Origin of the sequence: Marinimicrobium sp. C6131, from assembly GCF_026153455.1 — a bacterium.
GTDB lineage: Bacteria > Pseudomonadota > Gammaproteobacteria > Pseudomonadales > Cellvibrionaceae > Marinimicrobium.
The window spans coordinates 2,476,600-2,499,367 of the sequence record NZ_CP110629.1 but is presented as its reverse complement, the minus strand read 5'-3'; the positions used below and the strand labels follow the sequence as shown (position 1 = coordinate 2,499,367).

The following is a 22,768-nucleotide window of genomic DNA, read 5'->3' as shown; positions in this document are numbered from 1 at the left end:
TGATAGTGAGTCAGGCTAACAAAAACTCAAGGCAACGCCGCCGTTTTGCTTAGACGGATGCGTCCTAAGCAAAGAACCGGCGGTAGTAACAGGGGGATGTCAGTGGCGCTCTTTGTGCGCGATGTCGCCTTCTTTACCCCGCAGCATGTAACGCCAATAGAAAGGTGGCAGCAGATGTTTTTTGACCACCCAGTAAAAGCGCGACCGCTTGAACGGGTTTAGGGGCAATGTGGGCGTTACGGTTCCACCGTAGGTGAATTCCGCGAGCATCACCTCGCCATAACCGGTGACCACCGGGCAGGAAGTATAGCCGTCGTAGCGGGCGGTCAGCGGTTCCTTATCCAGAAAAGCGAGCAGGTTTTTGACCACAACGGGTGCCTGTTTGCGTACGGCTGCCGCCGTTTTGGAGGTGGGTAACGAACTGGCGTCACCCAGTGAAAACACCTCGGGGTACTCGGGGTTCTGCAGCGTGTGCGCATCCACATTCAACCAGCCAGCTTCATTGGCCAGCGTACTGTCGCGCACAAACTGCGGCGCGCGTTGTGGCGGTGTGACGTGCAGAACATCATAGGTCTCTTCGACGTCGTGGCTCTTGCCGTTCTGATCTGTCACCTTGAAAGTGGCGATGTGCCTTTCGCCATCCACCCGGATTAGATCGTGTTTAAGGTTGATGCCTATCCCGTAATCAATGGCCACGTTCTGCAGGTGAGGAACAAAGTCCGGCACGCTGAACAGGGCGCCCATGCCGCTGTAGAATTGTGCCTGTATCTGGTGACTCTGCTGGCGTTTCTGCCATTGATGGGCCGCCAGATAAGCGATTTTTTGCGGCGCGCCCGCACATTTGATGGGCGTGGACGGCTGGGTAAACAGAGCGCGACCGGCTTTCAGGCTGTCGATACATTGCCAGGTGTAACGGGCGAGTGAGGGATCGTAATTGCTGCAGACACCACCCTGACCCAGCGCCTCAGGCAGGCCTTCGATGGCCGACCAGTTCAGCTCAATACCGGGCGCAACCACCAGTGCACGGTAGTGGATTTCGTTGCCATTATTCAGCACCACGCGTTGTTGTTCAGGCTTCAATGCGGTGACCGGCTGGCGAATCCAGGTCGCGTTGTGGGGCAATGTGCGGGCTTGCGGCCGAGCGGTGTCTTCCAACGCGTAGGTGCCTCCACCGACCAACGTAAAGGCCGGTTGATAATAATGCGTGTCGCTGGGCTCGATCACTGCCACATCCAACGTCGGGCGCTGACGCAGCAGCGAGGCGGCGACGCTGGTGCCGGCGGCACCGCCGCCGATGATCACAATATCGTGGTGCCGGGGTTGGGTCATGGGTCAGCCTCCTGTCAGGTTGAGCGGGAAGCTTACCAGCATTAAGGTGTATTAAAAATGCATCTAATAGACGGATTGGTATTAAGCAAAGTACTGAGAAGCATAAGCATCTATTTCGACATAAAGTTATGTGAGGCCTGAATTTGGCGATGCAGATGTCGCCAAAATCCAATACTGGTCAGCGTCCAGGCCAGCAATGCCAACCAGAATGTCACTCGAGGAATCCAGAGCAGAATGGGTTGCTCCAGCGCTTCAGCCAGGCGCCAGGTGCCCGTGGTGTACATGGCCAGGGGAAACACGATGCTCCACAGTTGGGGTTCGTAGCGTAACGGAAAGCGTCGTATGCCGTGGCGCCAGATGGTGAGCCCGACCAACAACGGAATCCACCAGGTGGCGGTGATCCAGAACAAGAGCGTGAAACCGCGCAGAAACGGCAGTACAGATTGGATGAGCTCGTTTTGCGGCGCTGCCAAAATCAATGTGGAGCCCGCCAGCGTGGTTATCGCGACCGCCCCCATATTGATCCAGTAAGGTGGTGTCAGCGATTCCACGGTTACTTGTAGAAATGTCAGGCGGTAGAAAATCAGCGTGATGATTGCCAGATACAGCATGCATCCGAGCAGAAAGAAACACAGTGCCAACAATAGCAGTTCGGGATGCAAACGCGACCAGGGCATAAGCACCGTCAATATGGAGACGGAATGCGTGGCCACCGCTGCGAGTAACCAGGCGCCATTGATGCCGTCGGCCAAAGTGGGCTTGCGATCGCGAACCGTGACGGCCAGAAAAAAACTGTACATGACAGTTAACCACAGGAATAACGCCAAGCCCCATAAAATCGTCGCCATCGTGGCTGAATGGAGGATGATCCAACAAGCTGAACCGGTAATGGCATTGCCGGCAACCAGGGTAAAAAAGCCCGGCCCCCGGCTGTGACTGTTCATGTCCTGAGCCACCCGGTGTGGGAAACGGATCACTCGAATCAGCGTTAACAGCCACAGCGTTGCTAGCGCGATTAAGCCGGCGCCGAGCAGTGCTCGGGCCAGAAAGACAAAGCCAAGAAGTTGACTGCTGATAGCGGTGGCACCGGTGGCCATCACCACCGCAAAATAGCCGGGGAATAAATTGGCGGCACCATCCCGGATCAGGTGGATCAGGCGGTAAGTGAGACGCCCCACCGGCAAATGAAGGGTGAGCACGGAGTCGTTTTTGTCCGGGCGTGGTGGCCTCGGAAGTTCAGTCATCACAAGACCCATCGGTTGGCGGTTGTCAATTGCAGTCTACAACTCATGTTGAGCCGGACCAACCTCTGCGTCCCGGTAAAAGTGGCACTACTTATTCTTTGATGGTTTCGGGGGTGGGTGCCTGCCTCTTTGTGGGTGTACGAATACCCTTACAGGGTAAGGGTATTCGTGCTGAATACGACGGCACAAGTCAAACACTGGAACGATTAAAACGAATTTTAGGGGAAGCCGTTCTTTTGACCTCGAACTGTCCAATGGGCGTGCACGGTAGTCCGTGTCGTCTGAGTAATGCCGGTACCGCATCATCCGGTTCGGCGGCGATCAGCAGTCCGCCGCTGGTCTGTGGGTCGAACAGCAGTGCGCTTTGGTTGGCATCCAGAGGTTCAACCTGGTCGGCATAGCTTCTTGCGTTGCGCTTGGTGCCACCGGGGATGCAACCTTGGCGCAAGTAGCCCATTACGTGTGGCAAGGCCGGAATTCGATCGGTCCATAATCGGGCGTCCAGGTTGCTGCTTTCACACAACTCCAGCAGGTGCCCGAGAAGCCCAAAACCGGTGACATCGGTCATGGCTTTTACCTCGGCCAGTGAGGCCAGTTCGGTTCCAACCCGGTTCAACTGACTCATCACACTCAGTGCGATACCCTGATGTTCCGGCACCAGGACACCGCGTTTCTCCGCTGTGGTCAGCACACCAATACCCAGGGGCTTGGTCAAGTAGAGCAGGCACTGTGCGGTGGCGCCGCTGTTGCGCTTGAGTTGCCCGATCGGGGCTCGGCCGGTCACGGCCAAACCGAACAGCGGTTCCGGGGTGTCAATACTGTGGCCGCCGGCGAGCATGATACCCGCTTCGCGACAGATCTCTCGTGCGCCCTCGATGATCTGCCTTGCCCAGGCCTCGGGCAGGGTGTTGATCGGAAAACCGAGCAGCCCCAAAGCGGTCAGCGGCGTGCCGCCCATGGCATAAATGTCGCTCAGTGCGTTGGTTGCCGCAATGCGCCCAAAATCCCGCGGATCATCGACAATGGGGGTGAAAAAGTCGGTAGTGCTCAGCAGGGCGTTGCCATCCCCCCAGTCGTAGGCAGCGGCATCGTCGTTATGGTCATGCCCGATCAGTAGATTCGGATCGGGTTCGCCGGGAATGGAGGATCGAAGGATGCGCGCGAGCGCATCTGGGGCAATTTTGCAGCCACAACCGGCGCCGTGACTGTACTGCGTCAAACGAGCCGGTGGCGTGTCGGTTAGATCAAACGTCATGGATTTATATTGCCATTGAGGTGCATCTCGCACGGGTGAAAAAAGGGCACATTGTAAGCAATGCTTTGTAATCCTGGCTGTACCTCAATAGGAGCAGGTATTGGCGGTGTAAAACGGTCAGTGCATGGGATGGGTGCCACGACTACGGTTGTATCCCAATGGAGCCGCTTTGCGACAGCTCTCTTACCGGGCCCAGCCCAGGTCCTCCAATATTGTATAAAGCGCTGGCAGGACCAGCAGTATCAATAACGTCGAGACCAATAGACCAAACACCACCGAAATCACCAGCGGAATCACCGCCATGGCCTGAGTGCTGGTTTCCGCCAGCAGGGGCAGCAGACCGGCCACGGTGGTGCTGGTGGTAATGAGAATGGCACGAAAACGGGCGCGACTGGCGGCGCCGACGGCATGGCCGGCGCTCATCCCCTGTTCCCGATAGCGTTTGATGAACTGCACCAACAGGATGGCGTTGTTTACCACAATGCCGGCCAGAGAGGCCGCACCGATCAGTGAGGGCATGGACAGGTTGTAGCCCATCAACAAGTGGCCCCAGACGGCCCCCATCAAGGCCACCGGAATCGACAACATGACAATGATCGGTTCCAGGTAGCTGCGAAACTGGAAGGAAAGAATCAGAAAGATCCCCAGCAGACCGATCAGCAGGCCCCGGGCAATGGATTGACCGGTCTCTCGGGAGCGGGCCGTCTGGCCTTCAATGTGTAGTTCAATGTCGGGCCACTTTGCGCGTAGGGTCGGGAACACCCGTTTTTGAAGGTCGGTGACAATCGCATCGGCGTTGGTTTTCCGGCCGTCGACATCAGCCGATACGGTCACGGTGCGTCGACCGTCAATGCGCGTGACCTGGGCCCACTGGCGCTCATCGGTAATCTGAGCTACCTCCCGCAAGGGAATCATCTGCCCGTTTTTGCCGGTGATCACGGCATCATCCAAAAACGCTCGAGTAGTGCGTTCGGCATTGCTCTGGCGTACCAGCACTTCAATGTGCTGATCGCCAATCTGCACGGTATCCACAATATCGCCCAGCAGTCCGGTGCGCAGTTGACCGGCAACATTGCCGGCGGTCAACCCCAGGGCCAACGCGCTGTCTTTGAGGGTCAGGGTACGCTGGGGTTTACCGGGGCGAAGATCGTCCAGGACATTGAAGGTGCCGGTGTATTGGGCCATCTCGTTGCTCAGGTGGTTGGCGGCTTCTTTCAGGCGGTCCAGGTCACGGCCCTGCAGGCGAATTTCAATGGGAATGCCCGCCGGGCCAAAACCGGGCTCCTGAATGTTCAGGGCGATCAGCCCGGGAATGGTCCCGATTTCCGAGTACCAGCGCTCGGTCAGCGTGGCCAGATCGACCGTGCGGTGTTCCGCCGTGAGCAGGTCGGCCATCACGGTAGCGACATGGGCGCCTTTTTCGCCGGCGCCGGCGTGTTGGTTGAAGCGCGTCTGTAGGTTGCGCACCAATGTCTGGCCGCCGGGTTGTTCGGGACGGAATTCGTCGTTAAGGCGTTGCATGGCCGCCGTAATGCGCGCGGTGATATCCCGGGTCTGGTGCAGCGGTGTCCCCTGAGGCATCAACACCCGTGCCTCCAGCACGTCGCCGTCGATTTCCGGCATGGCTTCCATGTGCACCTTGCCACCGACCATCAGGCCAACCGAGCCCAATAGAACAATCAGCACACCGGCCAATACCGCGTAGCGAAAACGGATGGCACCGTCGGCCAGCTGGCCGACCTTTTCCCGGAGCGCTTCAAATCCCCGATCAAAGCGGTCGCGAATATGGGAGGCTCGTTTGTCCTTACCAGCACCCAAGCCGCCTTTCAGATGGTGGGGCAGAATCCAGAAGGCCTCAATCAGTGAGGCCGCCAAGGCGGCTATCAGCACCACGGGCAGGACTTCCAGGACTGAGCCCAGTTCGCCGGCAAGAAAGGCCAGAGGCACAAATACCGACACCGTGGTCAGAAAGGAAGACAGAACGCCGGGTAGCATTTCCAGGGTGCCGCCGGCGGCCGCTTCCAGTGGTGTGTCGCCCTCGCTGGCCCGGCGGGCGATGTTCTCGCTGATGACCACCGAGTCGTCCATCACGATGCCAATGGCCATCAACAGGGCCACCAGCGTGATCATGTTCAGGGACAGCCCGGTCAGGGCCATCACCAAAAAGGCGCCTGCAAAGGCGGTGGGCAAGCCGAACAGGGCCCAGAGTGCTAACCGGGGTCGGAAGAACAGGGCCATGACGGCACCCACCAACAACAGCCCCACGATACCGTTGCCGACCAGCATCTGCAGCCGGTCCTTCACGATGGAGGTCATGTCCTGGGTGATTTCCAGGTTGACCGTGCCGTCACGTCGGGCGGTTTCCTTGGCGACAAAGTTTTGCAGTGCGTCCATGACCTGCAGCGCATCTTGATTCTGGTTTTTGTGAACTTCCAGAATGATCGCCCGCCGACCGTTGAATTCGACCCGCTCCTCCTGCCGCTCGTAGGTCTCGGACAGGGTGGCAATATCGCCAAGCGTTAGCAGGGCGCCGCTTTCGGTGCCGAGCACGGGCAGATTGGTGAGGCTCTTTAGCGAGCGTCGCTCATCCACAAAGCGCAGCTGTATATCCTGTGCGTCGGTTTCCAGGGTGCCCAGAGGCATATCGACATTCTGGCTTCCGATGGCGCGGGCAATATCCTGTACCCCCAGATCGTACTGGCGGAGCTGATGCTGCGACACTTCCACCTGCCACTGGCGTTGGGACAGCCCCACCGGTACCACATCGGCCACTCCGTCAATACTGAACAGCCGGTCTTCCAGTTCGCTGCTGTAACTTTCCAGATGGGCAAAGCTCATGGGACCTGTCACGGCGATGGCGGCCACCAGGTCGGTGCGATAGAGCTCGCGGATGATCGGCGCTTCGGCCTCTTCCGGTAAGTCTGTCAGGGCCTCGATTTCGGTACGGATGTCGTCCAGAAACCGCCCCATGTCACCGCTGGCGGCCATGCTGGCAATGGTCTGAGCCTGGTTGTCCCGTGCGGTGCAGGCCATCTCCTGCAGGTTATCTACCCGCTGAAGGGCTTCCCCCAGGCGTTGGCAGATCGCCTCTTCCACATCGGCGGCCGTAGCGCCGCGGTACTCCATGGTGATGCTGACTTCTGGCGGCCGGTAGTCCGGAAAGGTTTCCCGGGTGAGACTGGGGGCGGCAAACAGGCCCATTGCCAGCATCAGAATCAGCAACAGGTTGCTCGCGGTGGGGTGGGCGGTGAACCAGCGGATCATGGCTGAGCTCCGGGGTTTGTCCGGGTCGGATCATCCAGCGGAGCCTGACCGGTCTGTGGGGTCAATCGCGTACCTTCGATGGCGGGCACCAGATCATCCAGAATTAATCGGTCTCCCGGTTCAAGTCCCTGATCAATCACCGCCTGATCCCCTTGTTCCCAGGCAACACTGACCGGCTGGCGCCGTAGGCGATTATCGTCACTGGCGAGGTAGACCTCGCCCTGATGCACGGCGCTGGCGGGCACCACAATTACTGGCTCCGGAGTGGGTGCGCTGAGAGTCGCCTGCACGAACATGTTACGCACCAGTGGTGGGCGCGCCGGTGGATGAGCGTTGCGATAGGGTTCCTCGACCGAAATGACCGCCTGAACCGTGCGCGTGGCCGGGTCGAGACTGCTGGTGATCCGATGGAGTGTTCCGGTCCAGTGGGCATCGGGGACGTTGGTCGGGGTAACCCGGACGTTCAGCTCGCTCAGGGGTAGCTGTTTGTGAAAGTCGGTGAACGAGAGGCCGTTGGCGGGCGTCGCCTCTAAGGTGGGATAATCCGGCAACTGCGCCAGTACCCGCCGCAACTGCGGGACTTGCAATTGCACCGTGGCCTCGGAACGGGTGATGTCATCGGCAATGAACAGACTCTGGCCCGGGCTGATGTGCTGTCCGGTGTCGATGTCGGCCCGGTGCACCCGTAAGTCCCACGGCGCCTCGAAGCGGGTGTCATTCAGGTCCTGCCGGGCACTGGCCAGCGCTGACTCGGCCCGAGCCCGGCGTGCTTCCAACGTCTCGCGCTTTACCGGAATCAGGTTGAGCTGGTTGCTCAGGCTCTGGACGGCTTGCTCCTGCTGAAGGGTCGCCCGCTGTTGCTCGTCGTAGCGGGTCTGTGACAGGGCGCCCCGCTCGGCCAGGGTCTCGGCCCGCTCCAGTTCCCGTTGGGCCAGCGCCAGTCGGCGTTCCTCCAGCGCCAGCAGCGCCTGGGTATTGCGAGCCTCTTGGGCCAACTGACGCAGCTCGGCCTCGATACCGGCCAGATCGGCCTGGGCGGAGGTTTGGGCCAGCTCATACCGGGTGGGGTCGATTTCCAGTAACCGGGTACCCGCAGCAATCAGGTTGCCGCTCTCCAGCTCCGGGTGTTTCCAGGTCACCCGGCCGCCGACATTGGCCACCGCATTCCAGCTCTGGGCGGGCAGAATCTGCCCGTAGCTTCGCACCTCGGTGTGGAACACTCGTGGCGTGATTTCCAGAATCTGCACCGCCGTACCCTCCGAGGGGTGATCGGCCCGTTCCGGTGGCTGCTTCAATTTGACCATGACCACCACAAAGGTCAGCCCCAAAAGGACCGTCAAGGCCAGCAGGCGTTTAGGATGTCGAATCATGGCGAGTCTCCTGCAGGCCGGCACGGAACAGTCTGAAAATGCGCGGTGCGGTGGGTTCCAGCGCGCGAATATCGCCACTGATGACTCCCTGGACCACCAACCCCTGAATGGCTCCCAGGTAGAGTACCGCCGCCGCCTCAGTATCGGTGTCCGGGGCAATTTGCCCCTGCGCTATGCCCCGCTTGAGCAGGCCCACGACGGTCTGGCGGTAGTGGTTCAGAGTGGCTTGCATGACTTTTTTGGCGGCGCCCTGGCCGGGTTTTTGTAATTCGCCGAGCATCACGCGCGGGATGCCTGGGTGCCGGACCACAAAGCCCACGTGAGCCAGAAACATGGCCTCAAGGGCGGGAATGGCCTGCTCGTAGTGATATGATTCTTAAAATACTCGACCGCCCTCGTCGGCCCAACGCTCTTCGCACTCTGGACAGCTTGTGGAGCGTATTTCAACCCGACGCTGACGAAATATTCCGGCCAACCGCTCGAACTCTAATGCCTCCAAGACACGAGGGTCACCTTGCAGACGGGGGCAGTTCGGTCGATCAAAGTTGACCGGTTCTCCGTTTTTGAGAAAAGACAGCATCAGAAAGTTACCGGGTTATTCCCGCCAATAATCATTGGCTCTGGCGATGGTATCGAACCATACGGCGATCACGTGGGACGCAGCGATCAGACCGTCCGCACTTTCGGCATACTCGGGGCGCTCGCTGTGCAGTATGTCCTTGTTCTGTTGCATGGTGGTCACGGATCGGCGCGCCAGGGTGACGGCCAGAGCAAACCCGTCATCCGGGGACGCGGTTATCAGGCTCAAAGGTTGTTTTCCGTTAGTCTTGCCTTCGGTCTCATCGGCCACGGCCAGTGTCGGTGACATAAGGGCCAGAAAAAGAACCAGTAGGGCGCTGAGCGCGGAATATCGATTCGACATGAGTCATATCTCCTTTTTGTGAGTTACTGTGGTTTTTCGGTATGTCCGCCAAAACTGAACCGCATTGCGGACAGCAATTTATCCGCATAGGCTTGCATCAAGCCGTACTCAATGCCGTTGTGGACCATTTTGACAAAATGCCCGGCGCCCACGGGGCCCGCGTGTATGTAACCGCGTGCGGCGCGGCCATCTTGTCGGTAACTTTCGCATTTCGGTCGAAAACGACGACATTGTGGTTTCTGTGTAAGAGGCGTCGCGCGATGCCAGCGCCCATTTTTCCCAAGCCAATTATGCCGAGCTGCATAGTAAGACCTCCGGTTATTGAGAGCTTCAAGGGGCGCACAAATCAAAATAAGATGCATTAACAATACATCTTATGATAGGCTCTGACAAGCGTTACCTTGAAGGAATGACGCCCTACTCGGGGAAGGGCTCGATGGGCCACAAAGAGGTAGCAGTGTTTGGGTCTACAAACCTGGCAATGGAGGAAACCGTTATGGCCTTTCGACAAGTCAGTGAGCTGCTGGACTGGATCGTCGATTTTCATCAGCAATTGGGTGCCATGTACACGCGCCGGGCGGGTGAACAACGCGATGAACGGATGACCATGGCGCTGAAGTTTCTTGCAAACCGCGAGCGACGCATGCACGACAGTATGAAGCGCTATGTGGAAGATGCCGACCCGGCGTTATTGAAAACCTGGTTGATAGACTCGCAGGACTTTGTGCATCCCAAAATGCTTGAACGGGTGATTCATTGCGTGGGGTGCCAGGATGTGTCCGATATTCTCGCCAACGTGCTCACGGCCCACCAGACGCTGCGCGATATGTATCGCTTGCGTGCCGAGTTGGCCCAGATACCCAGTGAGCAGGCGTTGTTTGAAGAACTTGCCGACAATCAGGAGGCTGAAGCCAGACTGCAGGCGCGGGATATCGGTCGACTTGAAATGTACTGACATATTTCGAAGAGAACGAGAGTCGACTAACGGGCGGTACGAGTAGGACAGTGCAATCCCTGTTATCTCTGGCGAGTTTGGTCGATGGCTGAACTTGCCATGACCACTTCACCCTTGCGCCACAGGCGCCACTCGCCGGGCTGGTAGATATTCCAGGTCTCATCGCTGGTGAGCGGTTCGGTGACGATCACGCTAACAATGTCGTCGGGCGTGGTTTCCGATTTGAAATCCACCATCATGTCGGCGTCCTTCAGGCGGGCCGGACCGAAGGGTGCGCGGCGGGTAATGCAGGCCATCTTGGTGGAGCAGTAGGTGAGCAGCCAGTCGCCATTGCTCAACAGCAGGTTGAATACCCCCTGACGGGCGTAGCCTTCGGACAGACTCACCAGCCGCTGTACCACCTCGGCGGTCGGCGTGTGCCGGTCGCAATGCTGGCGCAGGTGGTTGAGCATATCGCAGAACAGCGCCTCGCTGTCCGTTGTGCCCACCGGTTCGTAGAAACCGGGTTCGGGCGCAAAATCCGACAACTGGCCGTTGTGGGCGAACACCCAGTATCGGCCCCAGAGCTCGCGGGTGAACGGATGGGTGTTGGCCAGGCAAATGTCCCCAACATTGGCCTGACGGATATGGCAGATGGCCACTTCGCTTTTGATCGGATGGGTCTGCACTACCTCGGCGATGCGGGAGGAGGCGCTGGCATTGGCGTCGTGGAAGTTGCGCACGCCTTTGCCTTCGTAAAACGCCACGCCCCACCCATCTTTGTGAGGCCCGGTTTCGCCGCCGCGGCGGGTCAGGCCGGTAAAGCTGAAGCACAGATCGGTGGGGGTGTTGGCGCTCATGGCCAGAAGTTCGCACATAACAGACCGGCTCTTAAAGGATAATGCACAGATAATAAGAGATTATACGCACTTTATCTTTCGTCGGACTGCCGTCAGGGGAGGCATGGCGCTTCGACAACCTTTGGCTTATGCACCAAACAATTGCAGTGATGTCGTCGAGGCCCAAGCTGTGTTCCAGATTGGTGCAAAATCAGTCGGGGCAAGAGCACCATGATAGTGATTACGTGATGCTTTAGGGGCTGGCACCGGACTTACAATACTTTTACCGTTCGGGCCTGGGCGTCCCGTTAAGAGCCCCAAATAATCGGAGAATTCTGAGCCACTCAAAACGGTGAGTTAGTTCTGGGACTCCTGGTGCCAGTGTCGAGCGGTTTACGCCCGCCAAATGTCGACCACGCCGCGCGATGGGTGCTATTCCGGTCACCGGGCGGAGTCGTAAGCGGCGTCAAGGGCCTGCTGGATGTCGCTGATCAAATCTTCCACGGACTCTACCCCTACCGACAGGCGCAACAGACTGTCGCTGATGCCCTGCGCCATTCGCTGTTCTCGGCTGATGCCATGGTGACTGGTAGCGCAAGGTTGGCTGACCAGGCTCTCCAATCCACCGAGACTGGGCGCCAATACAAAAACCTTGAGACGATCGGCCACCGCGGCGGCCTGTTCAAAATCGCCCTCGAGTTCAATGCTGAGCATCCCTCCGAAGCCGCACATTTGTCGTTTGGCCAGCTCGTGTTGGGCAAACGAAGCGAGGCCCGGGTAGAGCACCCGGCGGATAGGCGACATGGTTTCAAGCGCCTGGGCCAAAGCCAAAGCGTTGTCGTTATGGGTGCGTACACGTAGAGGCAGGGTACGCAGGCTGCGGGCCAGCAGAGCGGCGGTTTCCGGGGACAGAATCTGTCCCAGGTTGGTACGCCATGAGGCGACCCTACGCACTCGTTCCCGGTCGCCCATAAGCGCGCCGGCGGTAATGTCACTGTGGCCGCCGAGGTATTTACTGGCGCTGTGCACCACCAGGTCCGCCCCGAGGGTCAGAGGCTGCTGGTTAATGGGGGTGGCAAAGGTGTTGTCCACCATGAGCAGGGCGCCTTTGCGGTGTACCTGCTCGGCCAGGGCGGCGATGTCGATCAGCCGGAGCGTGGGGTTGGCGGGCGTTTCGCAGTACACGAGCATCCCGGGCCTGAGTGTGTCGCCCAGTTCGTCGAGTTGATCGTAGCGCCGGTACTCAACCGGGTAGCCCAGAGGGCGAGCGTTATGCTCGAGAAACTCCAGGGTACCGCCGTACAGGTCGCCCACGCCGACGATGCCCTCGCGCCCGTGACACAGCAACGTCGCCGAGATGGCGGCCATGCCCGAGGCGAAGGCCAGTGCCGCCGGCGCCTGTTCGAGCATTGCCAGACTCTGTTCAAGCGCCTCAATGGTGGGGTTGCCGCCCCAGCGGGTATACAGCGGTCCATCGGCGCGCCCCTCAATGGTATCAAGTAGAGCCCGGGTATTGGCCTGGCGGTAGGTGGTGGTGTTGTACACCGGGCAGTAGGGGCTGCCGTAGGGGTCGTTGTCGGGGTGGTTGTGAATTAAACGTGTCCGTAGTGCCTGGGGCTTATTTATCGGCATGGTCCTGGTCTCTTCAAACAAAATCGGTTCGCCCTGGAGGCTTTTCGTGCAGGTGGTGTTTATACGGTTTTTGTCGGCGTCCGTAATCGTCGGTCCCAACTCTCCACTTCACCGGTGTTCAATCGATGTTCTAGCAACTTTTGCCAAGACGCCGGTAAGCGGGGAAGCTCATGCATGGCGCGCAATGCCTCTGTGTTCAGAGGATCGAGAAACAGAAAGTGCAGTATGCGCGTCAATGGCCAATCCGGATGAGGCCGATCAATCAATTTGAACCGATCACCCGCCTGAAGTGTGCCCGGGGTCAATACCCGATAGTACCAGCCCGTCCGACCGCTATCTTGCACTCGTTGCGCCATGTCTTTCTCGTGAAACCGGTGGTTCAGTTTCCAGCAGGGTTGGCGGGCCTGGCTCACCTGAAGACGGACAGAACCGAGGGCAAAGATGTCGCCGAAACAGACATCGCTCTCAGTCAAACCAACGGTGCTGATGTTCTCACCAAACGCGCCACAGTGCCAGCGCTTGCCGTGCGTGTCGGGCAGTTGCTGTTGCCAGTGGGGGTAGTGGTCGGCGGGATAATGGTGGATGGCTTTGTCGGGGCCGCCATGATGACGCGGATCACCTTGTTGATCACCGGTCAGACCTAAAGAAGTGACCGTGACTGGGCCCTCCAGGGGGGCTTTGTGAATGGCGCTGAGTTCACCGTTCGGGCCGTAGGGTATAGCACGTCCGATAAAAAGCCGGTCTAGCGTGACAAATTTTCGTTCTACCATAAAGCTATGCCTGATGAGTTGTCGTCGGTGTAATGTTGATCAATCCGTGTGAACCTGTAAATGCCCCTCTGTGATTAACTTATGCGGCCTGTTTCCCACATTCAGGCCCCGGTCTCAGTGTGCAGGTTGATCTGGATGCGAGTCTCTTGGCCGTTTTCTGTCGGCAAAAAAATGAGGAGATCAGGGTTGGCGCGAGTATTACCGCTTACTGGGTATTGTGTCTTGCTTGCTATAAAAACACTATATGTTGTGCTTTCAGGTCATGCAGCTCAGGCGAACTCATCATGTTGCGTTATCTCACCGAAGATGTGGTCTTTCAGGAGGTTCCTGGAGAAGTGTCTCTGGCCTACACGGTTACCGGATGTCCACTGCGCTGCCCGGGTTGTCACAGTGCGGACAGCTGGGACCCTCAAGGTGGTCGCCCTCTGACGCCTGACTTTCTGATTCAGCGATTGAAAGACTATCGGGGGCTGGTGACCTGTGTGCTCTTTTTCGGTGGTGAATGGCAGCCGAGCGCCTTGCTGGCGTTATTGGCTGCCGCCCAACGTCAGGGAGTACATCGTTGCCTGTACACCGGTCTTGATACGGTCGAGCCCCGCTTACGTCGTCAACTGACGTTTCTTAAAACCGGCCCTTGGGTTCGGGAGTTGGGCGGCCTCGACAGCCCCACCACCAATCAACGCCTTATCGATTTGCGCACCGGCGCAATGCTCAACCATCACTTCCAAGGAGGTCACTCCCATGCTTCAACTCACACCACACCAGATCGATCAGAAACTGAGCTTCATTCAGGAATACTTGCACGCGGATAATGCCGCCGACGGCTCCCGCGTGGATTCCAATGCCAACGTCACGCACAAAAATATCGCCACACTGGAGTCCGAGCTGATGAAAGATGTGTTCATCCAGATCAACCGGGCGAAAGTCAGCCGCAAAATTGCCGAACTGTTTGGTGATGAGCTGGCGGAGGAATACGTTCGTCAGGTTGAGGCGCACGAAATTTATGTGCACGATGAAACCAGCCTCAAGCCCTACTGCATCTCCATGACGCTGTATCCCTTCCTACGCGACGGGCTGACCAAACTCGGTGGTGAGTCTCGCGCACCGCAGCACCTGGAATCCTTCTGTGGCAGCTTCGTCAACCTGGTGTTCGCTGTCAGTGCTCAGTTTGCCGGTGCCGTGGCCACGGTCGAATTTTTAACCTATTTTGACTATTTCGCCCGAAAAGACTATGGCGACAACTACTTGCGAGACCACCCGAAAGCGATTGCCAACCATCTTCAACACGTGGTCTATGCTATCAACCAGCCGGCCGCCGCGCGCGGTTATCAGAGTGTGTTCTGGAATATTTCGGTATACGATCAGTACTATTTTGAGTCAATGTTTGGTGATTTCGTGTTTCCGGATTTCACCAAACCCGATTGGAACTCGGTGTCACAGTTGCAGGATTTTTTCATGAACTGGTTCAACCGGGAGCGTACAAAGGCGATTCTCACCTTTCCGGTGGTTACGGCCGCTTTGTTGACCAAAGATGGGCGCTGTCGGGACCAACTGTTTGCCAAAAAGCTGGCCGGTGAGCTAAGTGAGGGAAACTCATTTTTCATGTACATGTCGGACAATGCCGACTCGTTGGCCTCCTGTTGCCGGTTGCGCAGCGAAATTAGTGACAACACCTTCTCCTACACATTGGGTGCGGGCGGGGTGGCCACCGGCTCCATCAACGTAATTACCCTGAACATGAATCGTCTGGTTCAGGATGGCCGCGACCTGGAAGTCGAGGTGGACAAAGTACATCGCTATCAAGTGGCCTACCGGGCGTTGATGGAAGAGTATCAGCAGGCTGGCTTGCTAAGCGTCTATGATGCGGGGTTAATCTCGCTCGACAAACAGTTTCTGACCATCGGCATCAATGGCATGGTGGAGGCGGCCGAGTCGCAGGGCTTGGTGCCCGGCAATAACTCTGAATACAAAGCGTTTGTGCAGGGACAGCTGAAAGTCATCTACGATGCCAACAAGCGGGCCAAGAAAGAGTGGGGCTATATGTTCAATACCGAATTCGTTCCCGCCGAAAACCTGGGCGTAAAGAATGCCAAATGGGATCGGGCGGATGGCTACCAGGTTCGCAGAGATTGCTACAACTCCTACTTCTATCAGGTTGAAGATGAGTCTACCAACTCATTGGATAAATTGATTTTGCACGGACGAGAGCTAATCGACTATCTTGACGGCGGTTCGGCGTTGCACCTGAACCTGGAGGAGTCGCTGACCGTTGATGGCTATCTCGCCCTAATGGAAACCGCGGCGCGCACCGGCTGCAATTACTTCTGTATCAATGTTCGGATCACCATTTGCAATCGTTGCGAACACATCGACAAGCGAACGCTTGAGGCCTGTCCGGAATGCCATTCGGAGGATATTGATTATGGTACGAGAGTGATCGGCTATTTGAAACGGGTGTCGGCGTTCAGCGCCGGACGCCGTAACGAACATCGGTTACGTCACTACCATCGTCGAGGTAAAGAGGGGAGTGCGGCTCTGGTTCGGTAATCCTGAACGGGACGTACGGGGAAAAAGGGGCGGCTGAGCCGCCCCTGCTTGTTTCTCCTTAGAAGTTGTAACGAACGCCGATTTGATAGCGTGCGCCCAGGTCTTCAAGGTACTGCGTCAAACGGGCATCACGGGTCCGCCAGCGAACATTTTCTTCAGTCAGGTTCAAACCTTCCACAAAAACGCTGAACTGGTCGTTGATCTCATACGAGACGCTCATGTCCCATTGATAGTACTCATCGACATAAACCGGGTTATTGGATCCACCCTGGTTGGTCTGACGCAGGAACTCATCGCGCCAGTTCCAGGCCAGACGAGCCTGAACGCCATGCTTTTCGTACATCATTACCAGGTTGGCGGTGTCGCTCAAGCCGAGCAGGGCAAACTGCTCCTCGGTTGGATCAGCGGTATCGTCAAAGCCGATGTCGCCGTCGACGATGGTGTAGTTGGCCTGCACGCCAAACCCGGTGTCACCGAAGAAGTGCTGGAAGGCCAGCTCGGCACCATCAATGGTGGCTTCCTTCTGGTTGATCGGGAAGGTGGTGCGCCATTGAATCAACGGGCTGTCCTCATTTGGCGCAATGTCGTACGTCTGAATCATGTCGGCGACAAAGTCCGGGTCCAGCTGCGAGGCGTTGCCGCTGTCCACTTGAATGGCGTCGGGCCCGGTCGGGAAGTCGTTCGGGTTGTCCAGAATGGCGGTCATGGTAAACAGGCTTTCGGCGTTGACCGAGATACCCCGTGCCTCCAAGGCCTGCTCGGCCTGCTCTACCAATGGCCCGGCACTTGGGTCACGGATGCCAAAGTGCGGCTCGTTGCGTACCCCGGAGCCAATGAAGTTCTCTACGTCTTTGCGGAAGTAGCCGATGGACGCATAGCTGCTGTCATCAAAGTACCACTCTACCGAGAGGTCGATATTGGTGGACTCCAACGGATCCAGCTTGGGATCGTTTTTGCTGGCCGAGGTGATACCGCCCAGGTGGGTGGGGTTGTCCTGCCAGAAATTGCCCACCGATACGAAAAGGTTGCCGTAGTTCGGCCGGGCAATGGTCTGGCTGGCGGAGAAGCGGGCGAGCACATCGTCGGTAACCGAAACACCTACGTCCAGGCTGGGTAGGAGGTTATCATAGCTGTGATCCTCTGCCACAAACGCCTGGTCATCGGCGTATACGGTGGTCTGGAAGTCGTTATCACTCTCCCAGGGCCGATACAGCGGAACTTCCATAAGTGCGGATGAGGTCACTTCCGTTTCCTCGTAGCGCAGGCCGAGCAGAACGTCGGTCTCAAAGCCACCCAGGTCAAAGGTATTGTCATACTGAACGAATGCGGCGGTAATCTCTTCGGTCACCTGATTGTCGTTGGGGTGTTGGCTGAGCGCGGAGCAATCCCAGTTGCCATCGTAATCGCCGTAGATGCCCAACGATTGCTGGCACAGGCCGTACACGTCAATGGCCCGCATGCCGATGGTGCTCATCCTGGAGGTGTCGTAGTCGTCGTATTGAGCGGCGAAGTTGAATGGTTTGAGAATGTTGTACAGCTCTCCGGGGTTGCTGACGTTCCAGTTGCCCAGTTGGACCTGGCGGTTGGAGTTCTGTTGGCGCATCTCCATTTCGCGGTATTCCAGGCCGAAGTCCACCGTAGCTTCATTAAATGCCTGACTACCACCGAACTGAACCTGAGCGATATCCATTTCCTGTGAGGCGTAGAACACGCGACCCTGCTGGGTGCCGAAATCGGGTTCGTCAAAGCGCCCGTTATCGTTGGTGTTGTCATCGTCCCAGTCGTAGGCGCCCTGAGGCAGGTCTCCGCCGAACCAGAAGTACTGGCGCTCACCAACCGGCGCACCCACACTCATGGCGATTTCGCCAGCCTGTCCTGGACCGTCGGGCATGTTGTCCATGCTGGAGTCGTGGGCATCAAAGTTCAGGGTCAGGGAGTCATTGACCAACCATTCAGTGTTGAAGCCAAACGAATGCAGAGTGTTGTTCTGCTCGCGCCACTGCTGTTCGTAACCCATGTCTTTGTTGTTCAGCTTTTCCTGAATATACAGAGGCACGGCGATCTCGCCCGAGTTGTCGAAATCAACCTGTTCCACGCTCGAACCGTTCCCGATCCACAGCGCCCATTCGCCGCGGTGCTCGGCAATCTGCATATCGGCGTAGGTGTAATCGACGGTAACGGTCACATCATCGCGAGGGGCAAACTGGGCGGTCACCTGCGCGTTAGCACGGTCCCGGCTGCGTTCGGAATAAGCCCAGCGGAAATCATTGGGGCGTGCGAAGAGTTGGCCATCTTTCGGTTCTCCGTTGATCTCTGCGGCGATATTACCGTCGCCATCGCGAATCCAGCTGAACCCCTGGTTCTCGCCTGCGGCGTGTGCTTCGGCATCCCAATAAGCCATGTTCCAGTTATTTTCAGCGGCATTGGCTGCGGCGGAATCCCGTTTGGAGTAGCTGGCGGTAACGGCCAGGCCCACAGTGTTGTCGCTGTTTTTCCAGCTGAACAAGCCAGAGACTTCGGGCGTGAAGTCTTCGCCGCTGTCCCCGACGGTGGTGTCGTGCATGCCCTTGGCGCTCAGAGAAACCTCCAGGGGGTCGTTCTCCAGAGGTTTGGTAGTGGTGATGTCCACAGTGGCGCCAATGCCGCCGGTGGGTACCGAAGCGCGACCGGTTTTGTACACGCTGACACCGGCGACGCTCTCGGATGCCAGGTTGGCAAAGTCAAACGCGCGGGTGGCACCGCCGGAGGTACCGCCGGCGCCGCTGCCGCCGCCGTAGGTGTAGCCGGCGGGCAGGGTGCGGCCATTGAGTGTCACCATATTGTTGGCGGCACCAAAGCCACGCACGGTAATCTGGGAGCCTTCGCCGTTGACGCGGTCAATGGAGACGCCGGTGATCCGCTGCAGGGATTCGGCCAGGTTGGCGTCTGGAAACTTACCAATATCTTCGGCGGAAATGGCGTCGACGACGCCCGAGGAATCCCGCTTGATGTCCATGGCGCGATCGAGTGAGGCGCGTAAACCGGTAACTACGATCTCCTCTAGCTGACCGGCCTCCTGCGCCAAGGCGGGAGTACCGAAGGTGGTGCCGACCAGGGCGGCAATACTGGCCGACAGTAACCGTTTTTTAACCAAACTGCGGTTTGTGTTCATTGGATCCTCCAATTTTTATATCGAGTGTTATTGCTTATAGTGCTCGTATTGAGAACAGTGTCCTTCATTGCATCTATCTGCAGGAGGCCTTGGGACGCCTCCAGACAGAGACTCCAAAATGAACTCATATAGTCGTTAAGTCTATTAGTCTGGTTGGGTAGCCACTGTCGCAGTGAAGTTACCCTTGAGGAGGCAGTGACGCTTACGGCATAAGGAATGGTCGGGTTGCCGACGATGGGGAATGGTCTAGCCTGAGGGCGGTGAGGTATTGTTAGGGTTCAGGACAACACTGAGACCAGGTATTGTTCCTTTTATTGGCTTGTCTAATGGCAGGCACCCGCGACATGGACTGTCCGGGCCCCTCTTTTTGATTGGGTGTGTTTTAGCCGTGGCTGATCTGCAGCGGCGTACCTTTGCGGTCGAAAGCCAGAAAGTTGTTGATCATCCCATTGCGAATGGCATGAATGACTTTCTCAATAGCGTCGTCTATTGCCTTGGGGGTTGGGAGTTTTCCATCTGTTCCGGGAAGCGCCGCAACAAACACCGCATCCCATTCATCACTCGCCTGTTTAGCCTCCTCGACCAATGCTGAGAAGTTGGCCAACTCGTCGGGGCGTTTGTCGATGCCCGCCAGTGGTGCCAAGTGGCCTCCGTGCCCATTTTCGAAATCTCTGGCCTGTTGCTCGGTGTGGCCGTGAGGCAACTCTCGTCGGGCGAGCACCAGTATCAGTTTTTGCGGTTCGGGTTGGGACCGCGCAATGGAGAGAAAGTCATCGAAGTGGTTTAGTTCAAAGGTGCTCATAGTAAACGGATCACTGTTATCAACGGGTGGAAGAGGTATGTCTGCCCATTGTGCACACTTTCGGGGTGAACTGTGATTCCTCTAAAGGGGTAGACCCATGGGGGAATATCGCACAACGGGTCAGCGCAGTAGGCTAGGGGTCCCGGTCGGTATTCCCCTAACAGCTGTGCCGCCGGGACTCAAAGGCCTCTGGTGCAGGGAGTGCACCCTTTTTTGAGCCCGTTGGAGCGATCACGCCACCATCCGGCTGATAAAGCGGTAGACGGGTGCGGGGATCAGTTGTTCGGGATCCTGACTGTCGAGGAAATTTTTCAGTGCCAGCCCCAGTTCGGTATCACCCTCAATGGCCAGTTTGCGGCGAAAGAACAGAGTGTCGGGATCAACCTGGCCGGCCATGATTTGCAGCAGTGATCGGGTATCGGCCCGAAAGGTTACGTCGGGCGCCACAGGCTTGAGTGAAACGTGCAGCCGTTGGCCGAGCAGCGTCACCGAGAAGTCCAGATTGATATCGGGCACGGTGATCCGCGCCTGTCGGCCGCGCAGAAAATCCAGTTCACCCCGGCGCAGAGCCTCTGAAAAAGTGTGGTTCAAACCGATGCCCAGCGTGTGTCGGCGAATGGTCTGGGGGATGAGCGGCTGGGCCACTTTGGCGCATTGAATGAGCCGGGGGAGTGTTGGGCGAAATGATGCTGAATGGGATTGCATGCTAGTCATAGTGGGGCACCTCCTGAGCGGGCATGCTAGCAAACCCGGGTGGTGTCGCCACTCGCCCAAAATAGGTACAGTTTTTAAACAGAGGTAAGCGTCGATGGAATTACTTTGTCCCGCAGGAAGCCTGCCCGCGCTGAAAACCGCCTTGAAAGAGGGGGCGGATGCCGTCTACGTGGGCTTGCGCGGTGATACCAATGCCCGGCACTTTGCCGGTCTCAATCTCGACACCCTGGGGCTGCGCGATGCCGCCCGTGAAACCCATCGGCAGGGGCGGCGATTGCACGTGGCGATCAATACCTTCGCTCACCCGGCCCAGTGGGACAGTTGGCAGCAGGCGGTGGATGAGGCCGTCAAGGCCGGAGCGGACGTGTTGATCATCGCCGATATGGCGGTGCTGGCCTACGCGGCGGAACGCTATCCCGAGGTGGAGCGGCACCTGTCGGTGCAGGCCTCGGCCACCAATGCGGCGGCCATTGATTTTTACCAGCAGGCCTATGGCGTCAGTCGCGTGGTGTTGCCGCGAGTGCTGTCCATGAAACAGGTGTCGGCACTGGCGCACACCGTGAGTACCGAGCTGGAGGTGTTCGCTTTTGGAAGTCTGTGCATTATGGCCGAGGGGCGCTGTTATCTCAGCTCCTACATGACCGGCGAATCCCCCAACAACTCCGGCGCCTGCTCACCCGCCAAGTTCGTCCGCTGGGAGGAGAAGCGCGGCGTTCTGGAATCTCGCCTGAATGGTTACCTGATTGACCGCTTCGCCGGCGGCGAGAACGCCGGTTATCCCACCTTGTGCAAGGGCCGCTTTGAAGTGGACGGCGAACGCTATCACGCCCTGGAGGAACCCACCAGTCTGAACACCCTGAGCCTGCTGCCGGAGCTTTATCGGGATGGCATCAAGGCGGTCAAGATCGAGGGCCGCCAGCGCAGCCCCGCCTACGTTGGCCAGGTCACCCGGGTGTGGCGCCAGGCTATCGACCGGCTGCTGGCAGACCCGGCCCGCTACCAGGTGCATCAGGATTGGGACCGCACTCTGGCGGGACTCTCGGAAGGACACCAGACCACCATCGGGGCCTATCACAGGAGTTGGCGCTAATGTTAAAGCTGAATATCGGACCCATTCTGTACTTCTGGCCCAGGGAGCAGGTGCAACGTTTTTACACCGCAGTGGCCGAGTCGGATGCTGATTGCGTCTACCTGGGCGAAACCGTGTGCCCCAAGCGGCGGGAGCTGAAGTTGGACGACTATATGGCCCAGGCGCATCAGCTGCGTGAGGCCGGCAAGGAGGTAGTGTTATCCACCATGACCCTGCTGGAATCCCCCGCCGACCTGCGCGAGCTGCGCCGCTACTGCGACAACGGTGAATTCGCGCTGGAGGCCAATGACATCGGCGCGGTGGGTCTGCTTCGGGAGGCGGGGCTACCCTTCGTCGCCGGAGCCGCGATCAACTGTTACAACCCCCAGACCCTGCGCCAGTTGGTGCAGTTCGGCATGCAACGCTGGTTGATGCCGGTGGAACTGTCCCGAGAGTGGCTGTCGGAGATACTGAGTTACCCGGATATTGAGGATATCCGCAGCACCTTTGAGGTCGAGGTGTTCGGCTTCGGCCATCTGCCCCTGGCTTGGTCGGCGCGCTGCTTTACCGCCCGCTCGGAAAATCGTCCCAAAGATCAATGTGACTTGTGCTGCATCAAATACCCGTCGGGCCGTCCCGTCTACAATCAGGAAGGCGAGCGGCTGTTTGTGCTCAATGGTATTCAGACCCAGTCCGGAGACCGGTACAATCTGGTGTCAGAGGTGCCGCAAATGGCCGGCCTGGTGGACGCGGTACGCCTCAGCCCCGAGCCCGAGGGCACCCTGGAATGGCTCGCCCGGTTCCGGGCCGCCAGCCGAGGCGAAGCCCAGGCGCGCGCCGAGCAGGACGTCAACGGCTATTGGCACAAAATGGCTGGCATCGTACAGGTAGCCTGATGGCGGCTGCCTTTTACTCCCGAATTCCAA

At 58.1% G+C, this 22,768-nt stretch carries 20 protein-coding genes; 5 read left to right on the top strand and 15 right to left on the bottom strand.

Annotation, left to right across the window (positions count from 1 at the left end; translation table 11 throughout):
* Positions 1-99: 99 nt before the first annotated feature.
* From OOT55_RS10800 to OOT55_RS17855, 9 genes are all read right to left on the bottom strand, one after another.
* Positions 100-1,329 (bottom strand): NAD(P)/FAD-dependent oxidoreductase, encoded by a 1,230-nt coding sequence (locus OOT55_RS10800; protein ID WP_265365882.1) that lies wholly within the window; start codon positions 1,327-1,329, stop codon positions 100-102.
* Positions 1,330-1,439: 110 nt separating this feature from the next.
* The gene (locus OOT55_RS10795; RefSeq protein WP_265365881.1) at positions 1,440-2,528 is read right to left on the bottom strand and encodes a tellurite resistance/C4-dicarboxylate transporter family protein; all 1,089 of its coding nucleotides are present in this window, start codon (positions 2,526-2,528) and stop codon (positions 1,440-1,442) included.
* A 235-nt stretch (positions 2,529-2,763) separates the two neighbouring features.
* Positions 2,764-3,828 (bottom strand): selenide, water dikinase SelD, encoded by a 1,065-nt coding sequence (selD, locus tag OOT55_RS10790; protein ID WP_265365880.1) that lies wholly within the window; start codon positions 3,826-3,828, stop codon positions 2,764-2,766.
* Between the two features lie 183 nt (positions 3,829-4,011).
* On the bottom strand, positions 4,012-7,092 hold the full coding sequence (locus tag OOT55_RS10785; protein WP_265365879.1) for an efflux RND transporter permease subunit: 3,081 nt from the start codon (positions 7,090-7,092) through the stop codon (positions 4,012-4,014).
* Positions 7,089-8,462 (bottom strand): efflux RND transporter periplasmic adaptor subunit, encoded by a 1,374-nt coding sequence (locus tag OOT55_RS10780; protein ID WP_265365878.1) that lies wholly within the window; start codon positions 8,460-8,462, stop codon positions 7,089-7,091. Before OOT55_RS10780 ends, OOT55_RS10785 begins: the two co-directional genes overlap by 4 nt.
* Positions 8,446-8,796: a TetR family transcriptional regulator C-terminal domain-containing protein gene (locus OOT55_RS10775; protein WP_265365877.1), complete on the bottom strand. Its 351-nt coding sequence runs from the start codon at positions 8,794-8,796 to the stop codon at positions 8,446-8,448. The genes OOT55_RS10780 and OOT55_RS10775 overlap by 17 nt, the downstream gene beginning before the upstream one ends.
* Positions 8,797-9,057: 261 nt before the next feature.
* Complete coding sequence (locus OOT55_RS10770) at positions 9,058-9,384, bottom strand: hexameric tyrosine-coordinated heme protein (protein ID WP_265365876.1); 327 nt, start codon at positions 9,382-9,384, stop codon at positions 9,058-9,060.
* Positions 9,385-9,407: 23 nt separating this feature from the next.
* Positions 9,408-9,536 carry a hypothetical protein gene (locus OOT55_RS17860; protein ID WP_416140956.1) on the bottom strand — a complete coding sequence of 43 codons (129 nt, stop codon included), beginning with the start codon at positions 9,534-9,536 and terminating at the stop codon, positions 9,408-9,410.
* Positions 9,482-9,658 (bottom strand): NAD(P)-binding domain-containing protein, encoded by a 177-nt coding sequence (locus OOT55_RS17855; protein WP_416141004.1) that lies wholly within the window; start codon positions 9,656-9,658, stop codon positions 9,482-9,484. The genes OOT55_RS17860 and OOT55_RS17855 overlap by 55 nt, the downstream gene beginning before the upstream one ends.
* A gap of 222 nt (positions 9,659-9,880) precedes the next feature.
* Here OOT55_RS17855 and OOT55_RS10765 point away from each other — a divergent pair, with 222 nt between their 5' ends.
* On the top strand, positions 9,881-10,339 hold the full coding sequence (locus OOT55_RS10765) for a hypothetical protein (RefSeq protein ID WP_265365875.1): 459 nt from the start codon (positions 9,881-9,883) through the stop codon (positions 10,337-10,339).
* A gap of 62 nt (positions 10,340-10,401) precedes the next feature.
* On the opposite strand, the gene OOT55_RS10760 is transcribed toward OOT55_RS10765, so the two are convergent.
* The 3 genes from OOT55_RS10760 to OOT55_RS10750 form a co-directional block, all read right to left on the bottom strand.
* A complete protein-coding gene (locus tag OOT55_RS10760) occupies positions 10,402-11,196 on the bottom strand; it encodes a class II glutamine amidotransferase (protein ID WP_265365874.1) in 795 nt (264 codons plus the stop codon).
* A gap of 402 nt (positions 11,197-11,598) precedes the next feature.
* Positions 11,599-12,789: a trans-sulfuration enzyme family protein gene (locus tag OOT55_RS10755; RefSeq protein WP_265365873.1), complete on the bottom strand. Its 1,191-nt coding sequence runs from the start codon at positions 12,787-12,789 to the stop codon at positions 11,599-11,601.
* Between the two features lie 59 nt (positions 12,790-12,848).
* On the bottom strand, positions 12,849-13,559 hold the full coding sequence (locus tag OOT55_RS10750; protein ID WP_265365872.1) for an MOSC domain-containing protein: 711 nt from the start codon (positions 13,557-13,559) through the stop codon (positions 12,849-12,851).
* Between the two features lie 284 nt (positions 13,560-13,843).
* Here OOT55_RS10750 and nrdG point away from each other — a divergent pair, with 284 nt between their 5' ends.
* Both nrdG and nrdD read left to right on the top strand, forming a co-directional pair.
* The gene (gene nrdG, locus OOT55_RS10745) at positions 13,844-14,371 is read left to right on the top strand and encodes an anaerobic ribonucleoside-triphosphate reductase activating protein (protein ID WP_265365871.1); all 528 of its coding nucleotides are present in this window, start codon (positions 13,844-13,846) and stop codon (positions 14,369-14,371) included.
* Complete coding sequence (nrdD, locus tag OOT55_RS10740) at positions 14,301-16,106, top strand: anaerobic ribonucleoside-triphosphate reductase (protein WP_265365870.1); 1,806 nt, start codon at positions 14,301-14,303, stop codon at positions 16,104-16,106. The genes nrdG and nrdD overlap by 71 nt, the downstream gene beginning before the upstream one ends.
* A gap of 58 nt (positions 16,107-16,164) precedes the next feature.
* Here the strand turns inward: nrdD and OOT55_RS10735 are convergent, their stop codons facing one another.
* From OOT55_RS10735 to ubiT, 3 genes are all read right to left on the bottom strand, one after another.
* Entirely contained in the window at positions 16,165-19,257 is a 3,093-nt protein-coding gene (locus OOT55_RS10735; protein ID WP_265365869.1) for a TonB-dependent receptor, read from the bottom strand.
* Between the two features lie 382 nt (positions 19,258-19,639).
* On the bottom strand, positions 19,640-20,059 hold the full coding sequence (locus OOT55_RS10730; protein WP_265365868.1) for a hypothetical protein: 420 nt from the start codon (positions 20,057-20,059) through the stop codon (positions 19,640-19,642).
* Between the two features lie 231 nt (positions 20,060-20,290).
* The gene (gene ubiT / locus OOT55_RS10725) at positions 20,291-20,773 is read right to left on the bottom strand and encodes a ubiquinone anaerobic biosynthesis accessory factor UbiT (RefSeq protein ID WP_265365867.1); all 483 of its coding nucleotides are present in this window, start codon (positions 20,771-20,773) and stop codon (positions 20,291-20,293) included.
* Positions 20,774-20,867: 94 nt separating this feature from the next.
* Between ubiT and ubiU the strand changes: the two genes are divergently transcribed.
* Entirely contained in the window at positions 20,868-21,863 is a 996-nt protein-coding gene (ubiU, locus tag OOT55_RS10720) for a ubiquinone anaerobic biosynthesis protein UbiU (RefSeq protein WP_265365866.1), read from the top strand.
* The gene (locus OOT55_RS10715; RefSeq protein WP_265365865.1) at positions 21,863-22,738 is read left to right on the top strand and encodes a U32 family peptidase; all 876 of its coding nucleotides are present in this window, start codon (positions 21,863-21,865) and stop codon (positions 22,736-22,738) included. The genes ubiU and OOT55_RS10715 overlap by 1 nt, the downstream gene beginning before the upstream one ends.
* Positions 22,739-22,768 lie beyond the last annotated feature (30 nt).